Annotated in this window: 11 protein-coding genes; 7 read left to right on the top strand and 4 right to left on the bottom strand. The window is 75.0% G+C overall.

Going from position 1 to position 11451, the window contains the following annotated elements; translation table 11 throughout:
- Positions 1 to 109 precede the first annotated feature (109 nt).
- Together ACWC9R_RS13500 and ACWC9R_RS13495 are read right to left on the bottom strand one after the other, a co-directional pair.
- A complete protein-coding gene (locus ACWC9R_RS13500; RefSeq protein WP_450731277.1) occupies positions 110 to 1171 on the bottom strand; it encodes an aminotransferase class V-fold PLP-dependent enzyme in 1062 nt (353 codons plus the stop codon).
- A 101-nt stretch (positions 1172 to 1272) separates the two neighbouring features.
- A complete protein-coding gene (locus ACWC9R_RS13495; RefSeq protein ID WP_450731276.1) occupies positions 1273 to 2001 on the bottom strand; it encodes a DsbA family oxidoreductase in 729 nt (242 codons plus the stop codon).
- 157 nt (positions 2002 to 2158) lie between these two features.
- Between ACWC9R_RS13495 and ACWC9R_RS13490 the strand changes: the two genes are divergently transcribed.
- Positions 2159 to 2848 carry a class I SAM-dependent methyltransferase gene (locus ACWC9R_RS13490; protein ID WP_450731274.1) on the top strand — a complete coding sequence of 230 codons (690 nt, stop codon included), beginning with the start codon at positions 2159 to 2161 and terminating at the stop codon, positions 2846 to 2848.
- Here ACWC9R_RS13490 and ACWC9R_RS13485 read toward each other — a convergent pair.
- Both ACWC9R_RS13485 and ACWC9R_RS13480 read right to left on the bottom strand, forming a co-directional pair.
- Positions 2790 to 3335 (bottom strand): N-acetyltransferase family protein, encoded by a 546-nt coding sequence (locus ACWC9R_RS13485; RefSeq protein WP_450731272.1) that lies wholly within the window; start codon positions 3333 to 3335, stop codon positions 2790 to 2792. The genes ACWC9R_RS13490 and ACWC9R_RS13485 overlap by 59 nt on opposite strands.
- A 5-nt stretch (positions 3336 to 3340) precedes the next feature.
- Complete coding sequence (locus tag ACWC9R_RS13480) at positions 3341 to 4891, bottom strand: aldehyde dehydrogenase (NADP(+)) (RefSeq protein WP_450731270.1); 1551 nt, start codon at positions 4889 to 4891, stop codon at positions 3341 to 3343.
- Positions 4892 to 5029: 138 nt separating this feature from the next.
- Here ACWC9R_RS13480 and ACWC9R_RS13475 point away from each other — a divergent pair, with 138 nt between their 5' ends.
- From ACWC9R_RS13475 to ACWC9R_RS13450, 6 genes are all read left to right on the top strand, one after another.
- Positions 5030 to 5800, top strand: coding sequence for an IclR family transcriptional regulator (locus tag ACWC9R_RS13475; RefSeq protein ID WP_450731268.1), 771 nt, complete (start codon positions 5030 to 5032; stop codon positions 5798 to 5800).
- A 400-nt stretch (positions 5801 to 6200) separates the two neighbouring features.
- On the top strand, positions 6201 to 7478 hold the full coding sequence (locus ACWC9R_RS13470) for a sensor histidine kinase (RefSeq protein ID WP_450731291.1): 1278 nt from the start codon (positions 6201 to 6203) through the stop codon (positions 7476 to 7478).
- Between the two features lie 97 nt (positions 7479 to 7575).
- Positions 7576 to 8370 carry a response regulator transcription factor gene (locus tag ACWC9R_RS13465; RefSeq protein WP_450731267.1) on the top strand — a complete coding sequence of 265 codons (795 nt, stop codon included), beginning with the start codon at positions 7576 to 7578 and terminating at the stop codon, positions 8368 to 8370.
- Between the two features lie 367 nt (positions 8371 to 8737).
- Positions 8738 to 9010 (top strand): GlsB/YeaQ/YmgE family stress response membrane protein, encoded by a 273-nt coding sequence (locus ACWC9R_RS13460; protein ID WP_362614593.1) that lies wholly within the window; start codon positions 8738 to 8740, stop codon positions 9008 to 9010.
- Positions 9011 to 9086: 76 nt separating this feature from the next.
- Positions 9087 to 10328, top strand: coding sequence for a TerD family protein (locus ACWC9R_RS13455; protein ID WP_450731289.1), 1242 nt, complete (start codon positions 9087 to 9089; stop codon positions 10326 to 10328).
- Positions 10329 to 10542: 214 nt separating this feature from the next.
- Positions 10543 to 11421, top strand: coding sequence for a class I SAM-dependent methyltransferase (locus ACWC9R_RS13450; RefSeq protein WP_450731265.1), 879 nt, complete (start codon positions 10543 to 10545; stop codon positions 11419 to 11421).
- Positions 11422 to 11451 lie beyond the last annotated feature (30 nt).

Genomic DNA, 11451 nt, shown 5'->3' with positions numbered 1-11451 from the left:
GGTCAGCCCGCGGCCGACGTACCGCTTGGCGACGGAGACCACCAAACGCAGGTTGGCCTCGATCAGGCGGCCCCGTACCCCGCCCTGCCGGGCCCGCTTCGCACACCCGCTACCCCAGCAGGGACAGCAGCCGGTCCACGTCATCCGTCGAGTTGTAGAGATGGAAGGCCGTACGGAGCAGCCCGCCGCGCACCGAGACCCGCACCCCCGCCTCGGCCAGCCGGTGCTCGGCGTCCGCGATCCCCGGGGTGGAGACGATCGCCGAACCGGGCGCGGGCCGGGGCAGCAGACCGCGCTCGGCCAGCCCCGCGCGGTAGTGGTCGGCGAGCGCGGTGTTGTGCGCGTGGATGGTCTCCACACCCAGCTCCGCCAGGAGGCCGAGGGACTGCTCGGCGCCGATGTAGGGGTAGTGGGCGTGCGGTTCGTCGTAGCGCCGTGCGGTGGTCGCCGGCAGGATCGGCCCGTAGTTGGACGCGCCGACGTCCTCCCCCGCGACCCAGCCCGCGTGCCGGGCGTTCGGCCACTGTCCGTCCCGCCCCAGGTCCTGGCCGATCGCCAGGAAGGTCACCCCGCGCGGGCACAGCAGCCACTTGTAGGCCCCCGCGGTCACGAAGTCGAAGTCGGCGACCCGCAGCGGCAGCCAGCCGGCGGCCTGGGTGATGTCGAGGTAGGTACGCGCCCCATGGGCCTTCGCGGCGTCGCGGACCGCGGCCATGTCGGCGATCCGGCCGTCCAGCGACTGCACGGCGCTGAAGGCGACCAGCGCGGTCCCGGGACGCACCTCGTCGGCGAGCGCCTCCAGCGGCACGGTGCGCAGCCTGACGCCCGGGTGCACCGCGAGCGGATTGACCAGCGAGCTGAAGTCGCCCTCGGGCACCAGTACTTCGGCACCCTCCGGGAGCGAGGCGGCGACGAACGCGGAGTGCACCGCGACCGAGCTGCCGAGGGCGACCCGCTCGGCGGGTACGCCGAACAGCCGGGCGAAGGCGGCACGGGAGGCCGTGGCGGCGGCGAAGTAGTCGCGGCCCATGGTGCCGTAGGAGGCGGACTCCTCCAGGGCCGCGCGTACGGCGTCGGCGCTGCGCCGCGGCAGCAGCCCGCTGGCAGCGGAGTTCAGATAGGTCGTCTCGGCCGCGAATTCGGCCCCACCGAGTGGCTCACGTCGATGCATGCCCCCACTCTGCTCGGCCCTTGCCGTCCCGTCCATTGCGAATTTGCTTGGCCGCTCCGCAACAGTCCCTTATCTCCGCAGGTCACACCGGGTGCGGCCGGTCAGACCCCGGATCGGTTCCCGGGTACGGCGCACCCGTCGTCCCCGCACACCGGGGCCGCACCGGCCGCGTCACCGGCGGGCTGCGGCGGCCCGCCGCCGTCGGCGTACGCACGCTCCAGGGCCTCCCGGAAGACCTCGGCGGGCTGCCCGCCGGAGATGCCGTACCGCCGGTCGATGACGAAGAACGGCACACCCGTGGCCCCCAGCTCCGCTGCCTCGCGCTCCTCGGCCCGTACCTCCCGCGCGTACGCCCCGGGATCGGCCAGCACCCGCGCGGTCTCCCCGGCCGGCAGCCCCGCGCCGACGGCGATCTCCTGCAGCACGGCGGGGTCGCCCAGCGGCCTCGCCTCGGCGAAGTTGGCCCGGTAGAGGGCATCCAGCAGCGCGTCCTGGACGCCGTGCGCGCGGCCCAGGTGCAGCAGCCGGTGCAGGTCGAAGGTGTTCCCGTGGATGCGGTCGGACCGGTAGTCCAGCCCCTCCCCCGCCGCCGCCCCGGCGACCCGCGCCTCCATCGCCTCGGCCCGCTCCCGGCTCACGCCGTACTTGGTGGCGAGCATGTCGATCACCGGCACGCCGGCGGCGGGCGGCGCGTCCGGGTCCAGCTCGAAGGACCGGTGCACCACCTCCACCTCGGCCCGCCCCGCGAACCCGGCCAGCCCCGCCTCGAACCGGGCCTTGCCGATGTAGCACCAGGGGCAGGCGATATCGGACCAGATCTCGACGCGCATGAGCTGACTTTCCTCGGGTGGATGTGTGCCGGTGCAACCTCGGCGGGCGGGACGGTATTCCCGGGCGGGACACGGGGCCGCGGCGGGTGGGCCGGGTCCGGTGAGGGCTTCGACGTGCTCGGCGGGTGGCCGGCGGCCCGGTGGGTACCGTCCCCGCATGACCTCGTCACAGGGATTTCTCGGCTTCTGGGAGACGACCGGGGCCGGCAAGACCTTCACGCATCCGCTCGATCCGGCGCTGCTGGACGCGTATGTGCCGCGGAGCGCGCGGGTGCTGGACTACGGATGCGGCTACGGGCGGCTGACCGCCGAGCTGGCCGGGACCGGGTACCGGGCGGTGTGCGGCGTGGATGTCTCGGCGGCGCTGGTCGCGCGGGGGCGGCGGGAGCATCCGGAGCTGGAGCTGCTGCACTGCCCCGGCTTTCCGCTGCCGTTCGAGGACGGGTCGTTCGACGCGGCGCTGCTGTTCGCGGTGCTGACGTGTGTGCCGGGGGACGCCGACCAGAGGGCGATCGCCGGGGAGCTGGGGCGGCTGGTGCGGCCCGGCGGGGTGCTGTATCTGAGCGATGTGCCGTTGCAGGGCGACGCGCTCAACCGGGAGCGGTACGCGCGGTTCGCGGAACGGTACGGGACGTACGGGGTGTTCGAGACGCCGGACGGCGGGGTGTTCCGGCACCATCCGCCGGAGCGGCTGCGGGGGCTGGTGCGGGAGGCGGGCTTCGCGGTGGTGAAGGAGCGGGCGGGGGCGGTGGCCACGCTGGACGGGCGGACGGCCGAGCGGCTCCAGCTCATCGCCCGTCGGGAGCCGGCGGCGCCTGCGCCGTCACCAGGTCCAGCGTCAGGCTGAGGTGCGTGGCGTCCGGGGCGGGGCGGCGGTCCGGGTCGGGGCGCCAGCCGAGGCGGGTGTAGAAGGCGCGGGCGCGGTGGTTGTGCCAGAGGACGTCGAGGGCGGCCCGGGAGACACCGGCCGCGTGCCAGGCCCGTAAGCAGGCGTGGTGCAGGGCCAGGCCGACGCCGGTGCCCCAGTGGCCGGGGTCGACATGGAGCTGGTGGAGGGTGACGGCCGTCCGGTGGCCGGCGCGGTGGCGGTAGGAGGCCGCGCCGACCACGGTGCCGCGTCGGGCGGCGCAGAGCGCGGGGGTGTCGCCCCGGTCCAGGTCGCGGGACCAGGCGTCGTGCCACCGGGCCCGCTCGGCGGGGACGTCGAAGGGGGCGCCCGGGAAGCGGGCCCGGTGGTACGCGGCACGGGCGCCGGTGTGCAGGGCGGCGATCGCGGCCAGGTCGGCGGCCGTCGCGGCGCGGACCCGGAGGGCGTCGGCGGCGGCGGGGCGCACGGCCGCTACGCGCCCTCGGCGCGGCCGTCGACCCGGCGCGGCAGGCCGAGCGGGTTGTCCTCGCGCAGCTCGGGCGGCAGCAGCGCCGGCGGGGTGTCCTGGTAGGCCACCGGGCGCAGCCAGCGTTCGACGGCGGTGCCGCCGACGGAGGTGGAGGTGGAGGTGGTGGCCGGGTAGGGGCCGCCGTGGTGCTGGGCGGGGGCGACCGCGACCCCGGTCGGCCAGCCGTTGACGACCACCCGGCCGGCCAGCGGGGTGACCTCGGCCAGCAGCCGGGCGCCACGGCCCGCGTCATCGGTGCCCGCGCTCTCCGCTGCGCCGAGGTGCAGGGTCGCGGAGAGGTTGCCGGGGAGCCGGGCGAGGACGGCGCCGGCCTCGGCCTCGTCGGTGTAGCGGGCGACGACGGTGACCGGGCCGAAGCACTCCTCCAGGAGGAGGTCGTGCGGCCCCTCGGCGGCCAGGTGGGCGGCGGGGACGGCGAGGAAGCCGGCGCTGACGGTGTGCTCGCCGCCCGCGCCGGGGGTCACCGGCGCCTCGACCCCGGGGAGCGCGGCGCGGGTGCGGACCCCGTCGAGGAAGGCCTGCCGCATCCGGTGGTCGAGCAGCACCCCGGCCTCGGTGTCGCTGACCGCGTCGGTCAGCGCCTTCAGCAGCCGGTCGCCGGTCGCGCCGGCGGGCGCCAGCACCAGGCCGGGCTTCACACAGAACTGGCCGACGCCGAGGGTCATCGCCCCGGCCAGCCCGGCACCGATCTGCTCGGCGCGCTCCGCGGCCGCGTCCTCGGTGATCACGACGGGGTTGAGGCTGCCCAGCTCGCCGTGGAAGGGGATCGGGTGCGGGCGGGACGCGGCCGCGTCGTACAGGGCGCGGCCGCCGCGCACCGAGCCGGTGAAGCCGGCCGCGCCGATCAGCGGATGGCGCACCAGGTCGATACCGGCCTGGAAGCCGTGCACCAGGCCGACCACGCCCTCCGGCAGGCCGGTCTCCCGGGCGGCGCGGTGCAGCAGCGCGGCGCACAGCTCGGAGGTGGCCGGGTGGTCCGGGTGCGCCTTGACGACGACCGGGCAGCCGGCCGCGAGAGCGCTGGCGGTGTCGCCGCCCGGGACCGAGAACGCGAGCGGGAAGTTGCTGGCGGCGTAGACCGCGACCGGGCCCAGCGGGACCTTGTAGCGGCGCAGGTCGGGGCGGGGCGGGGTGAGGCCGGCGTCGGCGTGGTCGATCAGGACGTCGAGGAACGCGCCCTCCTCGACCAGGTCCGCGAAGGCCCGCAACTGGTAGGTGGTGCGGGCGAGTTCGCCGGTGAGCCGGCCGGGGCCGAGCGCGGTTTCGGCGTCGGCGGCCTCGATGACCGCCTCGCCCGCCTCGTCGAGCAGCTCGGCGGAGCGGCGCAGCAGGGCGGCGCGTACGGTGCGGTCGGCCAGCGCGCCACGGGCGGCGTGTGCGGTGCGGACCGCGGTGTCCACCTCGTCGGCGGTGGCCTCCACCGCGACCTGTTCCCGTGGCTTCCCGGTGCGGGGGTCGACACTCCAGACTGGTGCTGCCGCTGTCGCTGCCACCGTGCATTCCTCCCGGGCGATGCTGCCGAGTCGTTCCGCGCCATGCCGCCCACCGGATCACGTTCGATATGCTGAACGCTGTCCCAGATGGTGAACAACTGGGACTCTATGGCGGGCCGAACAGGGGGGTCAAGGGCGATGTCAGCTGCCGATACCGGGGGATCGCAGGTCAAATCCGCCGTACGGACGGTGGAGTTGCTCGAATACTTCGCGGGTCGTCCCGGTATGCACAGTCTGGCCTCCGTCCAGGACGCGATCGGCTACCCGAAGTCCAGCCTCTACATGCTGCTGCGCACCCTCGTCGACCTGGGCTGGGTCGAGACCGACGCGACCGGCACCCGCTACGGCATCGGCGTACGCGCCCTGCTGGTCGGAACCTCGTACATCGACGGCGACGAGGTGGTGGCCGCGGCCCGGCCGACGCTGGACCGGCTCGCCGACGACACCACCGAGACCATCCACCTCGCCCGGCTCGACGGCACCCATGTCGTGCATCTCACGACCCGTCAGTCCCAGCACCATCTGCGCCCTTCCGCCCGCGTCGGCCGGCGGCTGCCCGCGCACGCCACCTCGCTGGGCAAGGCGCTGCTCGCCACCTACACCGACGAGCAGGTCCGGGCGATGCTGCCGCCGGCCCTCCCCCGGCTGACCGAGCACACCCTCACCGACCGCGAGCAGCTGATCGAGGAACTGCACACGGTGCGCGAACAGGGCTGTGCGGTCGACCGCGAGGAGAACACGCTGGGCCTGCGCTGCTTCGGCGTCGCGATCCCCTACCGCACCCCGGCGCGGGACGCCATCAGCTGCTCGGTGCCGGTGGCCCGGCTGACTCCGGAACACGAGCAGCTGATCAAGGACGCCCTGACCGACGCCCGCGACCGGCTGGCGCTGGCCACCCGACGGCTGTGAGACGGCCCCGCGGAACCGGCTGAGCCCCAGCTCCTCCCCCGTGCGGCGGAGGCGGATCGTCATCCGGGCCGAGGCGCGCGGGCGGCGGGTCCGGAAGACTGGCCGCCATGACCGTTCGGGCCGGCCGGCACCACCACCGCGCACGTCACTCATCTGACGCACCTGACTCGCCTCACTCATCTGACGCACCTCACTCACCCACCGCTCCGCGACGGGGCGTGCAGGGCGCCCACCAGGGGACCGTCGCCGCCTCCGGTGATCTGCCTGCCTACTCCGGGCAGATGAGCACCGGGGCAGTGGTGGCCTGCGCCGGGCCCCGCCTCGCCGCGGAGCGTCAGGCGGTGCGCCGGACGGAGCGCCAGACGGAGCGTCAGGACGGGTCCGGGGCCGCGCGGTGCGACTGACCGGACTGCGGCGGCACGCCCTGCGCTGGGTCCATCTGGTGATCGGCGGCGCGATCCTGACGCCGTACTTCCTGGTGGCGTCGGTCGTCCTGTCGCTGGTCAGGGACGGCACCGACCCCTACCGCGATGTCGCCACCCAGTTCCTCGCGTTCGGCCTCGCGCTGCCGCCGGCCTGGGGGGCCGGGCTGGTCTTCGCCCCGGCGCGAAGCATGGCGGCCGGCGCCGTACGGACGTTCTGCGGTGTGCCGCGAGAGCTGCTGGCCGACGAGCCGGGGTACTCGTGGACCGCCCGGCGGCGTACCGCGCTGTGGTACCTGGCGCACAACGCGGCCGGCGGGATCGTCAGCGGGATGTCGCTGGCCGCGCCGCCGGCCGCGGTGGGTCTGCTGGCGCTGCCGTTCTCGACCGGGCTCCAGCGCGGCTTCCCGGGATGGCAGGAGACCTTCCCCGGCGCGCTCGGCCCGCTCACCGGGCTGGCGCTGCTGGCTCTGCTGGCGGGCACGACCTGGGGAGCCGGGCAGCTCATGGCCCGCCTGGCGCCGGTCCTGCTGGGGCCCACGCCCGCCGACCGGCTGGCCGCCGCCGAGCGCCGGGCCGCCGATCTGGCCACCCGCAACCGGCTGGCCCGCGAGCTGCACGACTCGGTGGGCCACGCGCTGAGCGCGGTCACCCTGCAGGCGAGCGCGGCCCGCCGGGTCCTCGACACGGACCCGGAGTTCGCCCGGCAGGCACTGGCCGCCATCGAGGACACCACCCGTGACGCGGTCGCCGAACTGGACACCGTACTGGGCCTGTTGCGCGAGGAGGACGGCAGCGACCCGACGGCCCCCGCGCCCACCCTGGACGGGCTGGAGGCGCTGCTCGAACGGACCCGCACGGCGGGCGTCCGGGTCGAGACGACCACACAGGGGCGGTGCACGGGACTGCCGCCGGTGGTCTCGCGGGAGGCGTACCGGATCGTGCAGGAGGGCCTGAGCAACGCGCTGCGGCACGCCGGGCCGGTGCCGGTGGAGCTGTCCCTGCACCGCACCGAGCGGGAGTTGACCCTGCGGATGGAGAACCCGGTGAGCGGTCCGGTGGCCGGCCCGGCGCCCGGCTCGTCGGTCCCGGCACCCCGCACGGGCGGGGGCCGCGGCCTGCTGGGAATCGCCGAACGGGCCCGGCTGCTGGGCGGCGAGGCGGCGGCCGGGGCACACGGCGGCGTATGGCGGCTGACGGCCCGGCTGCCACTGGCGGGGAGGGAGCGCGGTGGGCGCGGCGAGGTACGGCCGTAGGGGCGCGGGGGACGTCTGCGGGGCGACCGGAGGGCGGGGGCAGGGGCCAGGGGGACCAGGGAGTACAGGGGAGAGCAGAGTGACAGGGGGCGGGGACATGACCACAACTCAGGACGACGGCCACGTGACATGCGGCGAAGACGACGGCCACACGACCAGCGACGGCAACCGCGACGGCGACGGCGGTGACCGGCACGCCAACGGCGACGTCCGCGGCGACCGGGACCGGCCCCGTCCGCTGCGCGTCGTGCTCGCCGACGACGAGCGGATGGTGCGTACGGCGCTGCGCGCGATCCTGGGCGCCGAGGACGATATGGAGGTCGTCGGCGAGGCGGCGACCGGGGCCGAGGCGGTGCCGCTGATCCGGGAACTGCGCCCGGACATCGTGCTGATGGACGTCCGGATGCCGGAGATCGACGGAATCCGGGCGACCGAGCAGGTGCTCGCCGGGATGGACCGGCCGCCGCGCATCATCGTGGTGACGACCTTCGAGAACGACGCCTATGTCTATGACGCGCTGCGGGCCGGTGCCAGCGGGTTCCTGCTCAAACGGTCCGGCGCGGAGGACCTGGTGCAGGCCGTGCGGCTGGTGGCGCGCAGCGACTCGCTGCTGTTCCCGGCCGCGGTGCGGCAACTGGCCGCGCGGCACGCCGGGGAGCGGGCCGCGGACGACGCGGCGCGGCTGATCCGGGCCCGGCTGTCGGAGCGGGAGCGGGCGGTGCTGCGGCTGATGACCGCCGGGATGACGAACGCCGAGATCGCGGACCGGCTCGGGGTGGGCCCGGCCACGGTCAAGACGCATGTGGCGGGCGTACTGGCCAAGCTCGGCGTACGGGACCGGACCCAGGCGGTGATCGCCGCGTACGAGTGCGGGTTCGTGCGGCCGGGGTGAGGGGCGGGGGCTGCCGGGAGGGGGAAGGGTGTGCGGGAGGGGCGGGGCCGTAGGGGGCGGCCCGTAGGGGGTGAGCGGGCCCCCGGTGTCCGGCCTACCCGGCGGCCCGGGGCAACAGACGTGACGCTTCCCGGAGTTGTCCCCGAGCTGGTGCGGCTCGTCCCCCAGGCCAGCGGGACCCGACGGCTACCGGCTGCGGCTCCTCGACCAACGGCCCGTCGAGGGCGAACCGGGCGCGGTCACCGCTGCTCGCCGCCCAGGGCCCCCTGGACGGGAAACCAGGCAGGACCAGCCAAGGAACCCCTGCCGCCCGGCCGGCGTCCTCGTCTACGTACCGCAATTTCCGTGCAGGAACGAGGAACACATCATGGGCATCGTCAGCTGGCTCGTACTCGGGCTGATCGCGGGCGTCATCGCCAAGGTTCTGCTGCCGGGGCGGGACCCGGGCGGAATCGTCGGCACGACCCTGATCGGCATCGTGGGGTCCTTCATCGGCGGCTGGCTCTCCACGCAGATCCTGCACCGCCCGATACCCAAGGACTTCGGCGAACCGGCCATGTGGATCTCCTCGATCGCCGGGGCCCTGGTCCTGCTGATCGCCTACCGGCTGCTCTTCGGCAACTCCCGGGAACGCCGGTGAACAGGCCGGACCTCCCCCGGACCGCGGGTAATGGAACCGCAAAGGCGGGCCGATCGTTGAGCCCGGCATGACCGCTATGACTCCTGGCTCGAACCTCCCGCTCAGCGCCGTGCGGGTGGCGGTGGACGTCACCGCCCCCGTGCGGCTGGACGTCTCGGGCCTGCTGCTGGCCTCCGACGGCAAGGTGCGCTCCGACGACGACTTCGTGTTCTACAACCAGCCCGCCGGGCCGGGCGTGACGCACTCCGCGGCGGCCGGCGGCGGCGACACCATCACGGTGGACACCGCCGCGGTGCCCGACGGCATCGAGAAGATCGTGGTCACCGCGAGCCTGGACACCCCCGGCGCGACCTTCGCCGGCACCGAACCGACCGGCACGGTCCGCAACGCCGACGACGGCAGCGTCCTCGCCTCCTTCACCCCGCCGCAGCTGGGCACCGAGACCGCGCTGGTGGTCGTCGAGATCTACCGCCGCGGCGGCGCCTGGAAGGTCCGCGCCGTCGGCCAGGGCTACGCCAACGGCCTGGCCGGGATCGCCACCGACTTCGGCGTCTCCGTGGAGGAACCGGCCGCCCCCGCCGCCACCCCGCAGACACCCCCCGCTCCCCCTGCCGCACCGGCCCCCGCGGCCCCCGCCGGCCAGTGGGGACCGCCGACCGGCGCCCCGGCCCCGGTCGCCCCGCCGGCCGCGGCCCCTGCCCCGGCAGCGCCGGCAGCGGCCGCCCCGGCAGCCGCACCGGGCAAGATCAACCTCGACAAGGGCCGCGTCAGCCTCCAGAAGAACCAGACCGTCTCCCTGGTCAAGGGCGGCCGCCCGCTGCTCAGCTCGGTCCGGATGGGCCTCGGCTGGGAGCCCGCCTTCCGCAGCAAGAGCATCGACCTGGACGCCTCCGTCATCGCCTACGGCCCGGACCGCAAGAAGGTCGACAACTGCTTCTTCGGCAAGCTGATGATCCTGGGCGGCGCGATCCAGCACTCCGGTGACAACCTCACCGGCGAGGGCGCCGGCGACGACGAGGCGATCACCGTCCACCTCGGCGGGCTGCCCCCGGAGGTGACGGGCCTGGTCTTCGTGGTGAACTCCTTCTCCGGCCAGAAGTTCTCCGACGTCGCCAAGGCCTACTGCCGCCTGCTGGACGACCGGAGCGGCGAGGAACTGGTCCGCTTCGACCTCACCCACTCGGAGCCCCGTACGGGCGTGATGATGGCGAAGCTCATCCGCCAGTTCTCCGGCGAGTGGGAGATGACCGCGATGGGCGAGTACGTCGACGCCCGCACGGTCCGCGGCATGATCAAGCCGGCCGGCCAGGCGCTCTGAGCCGCTGACGCCCGGTCCCCTGACGGCCCCGGCGCCGTCAGGGGACCGGGGCGCGGCGGCTCTACCCCACGTGCGGCCTTCCCCGCTGCGCGAGCGCTGCACGATGGTGCGGCAGCGTTCCAGGGCCGAGAATTGGTGCGTCCGTACCGCCGGGTCGGCGCCTCCGCGGCGCCCGTCACGGCGGGTCCCCCACGGCACGCACGAGGAGCGTTCGATGACGCAGCAGCCGCCGCCGGCCGCCCCCGCCGAACCCCCGGACGGCCCAGCGCCCCCGGACCTTCCCGAACGGGTCGCGCGGGTCTACGGCGCCGACGACCTCAGCACCGTCGCCGCCTTCGCCGGCGGCTTCATCAACTTCGGCTACTGGACGGGACTGCCCGGCCCCGCGGACCGGCGGCTGACCGAGGCCGACCGGGTGCGCAGCGAGGAGGACCTCTACCGTCTGGTGCTCGGCACCTTCGGCCGGGCGCGGGGCCGCACCGCCCTGGACGTCGGCTGCGGACGCGGGCTGGGCTGTGCGCTGGCGCTGCGGGAGTCCGGGATGGGCACGGTCATCGGGCTGGACGCCCACCCCGACCAGATCGCCCGCGCCCGGAAGGCCAACGCGGACCTGCTCGCCGCGTCCGCGGACACCGCCGGGCGGCTGGAGTTCGTCCTGGGCGCGGCCCAGGACATCCCGCTGCCCGACGACTGCGTGGACTGTCTGTTCTCCGTCGAGGCGGCGCAGCACTTCCGTGATCTGCCCGGTTTCGCCCGGGAGGCCGCGCGGGTGCTGCGCCCGGACGGCCGGCTGGCGCTGACCACCTTCTTCGCCCGCAGCCGGGAGGCCGCCCGTGCCCTGCCGGAGCTGCTGCCCCCGTTCGCCGACGGCCTGGACGTTCCGCACGTGGTCGACGAGGTCGCCGCGACCCTGTCGGCGGCGGGGCTGCGGGAGGTGCGGGTCCGGTCGATCGGCGACGGGGTCTGGGAGTCCTACGACCGCTACATGGCCCAGCAGCCGGAACTCCGCGACGACGAGTGGCCGCGCCGCTATCTGACGGCGTACGAGACCGGGCTGCTGGACTACTACGTCCTGACGGCGGCGGCCGGCTGAGCCGCCGCCGGACGGACGGCCGGGGCGTGC

The organism is Streptomyces sp. NPDC001219 (genome assembly GCF_053597915.1).
The sequence above is the reverse complement of the archived record's forward strand: the minus strand, read 5'-3'. Positions and strand labels throughout refer to the sequence as shown.

Excerpts from the sequence above, each read along its gene's own strand:
- ACWC9R_RS13500 (WP_450731277.1), bottom strand. The coding sequence starts at position 1,171 with ATGCATCGACGTGAGCCACTCGGTGGGGCCGAATTCGCGGCCGAGACG.
- ACWC9R_RS13495 (WP_450731276.1), bottom strand. The coding sequence starts at position 2,001 with ATGCGCGTCGAGATCTGGTCCGATATCGCCTGCCCCTGGTGCTACATC.
- ACWC9R_RS13490 (WP_450731274.1), top strand. The coding sequence starts at position 2,159 with ATGACCTCGTCACAGGGATTTCTCGGCTTCTGGGAGACGACCGGGGCC.
- ACWC9R_RS13475 (WP_450731268.1), top strand. The coding sequence starts at position 5,030 with ATGTCAGCTGCCGATACCGGGGGATCGCAGGTCAAATCCGCCGTACGG.
- ACWC9R_RS13465 (WP_450731267.1), top strand. The coding sequence starts at position 7,576 with ATGACCACAACTCAGGACGACGGCCACGTGACATGCGGCGAAGACGAC.
- ACWC9R_RS13460 (WP_362614593.1), top strand. The coding sequence starts at position 8,738 with ATGGGCATCGTCAGCTGGCTCGTACTCGGGCTGATCGCGGGCGTCATC.
- ACWC9R_RS13455 (WP_450731289.1), top strand. The coding sequence starts at position 9,087 with ATGACTCCTGGCTCGAACCTCCCGCTCAGCGCCGTGCGGGTGGCGGTG.
- ACWC9R_RS13450 (WP_450731265.1), top strand. The coding sequence starts at position 10,543 with ATGACGCAGCAGCCGCCGCCGGCCGCCCCCGCCGAACCCCCGGACGGC.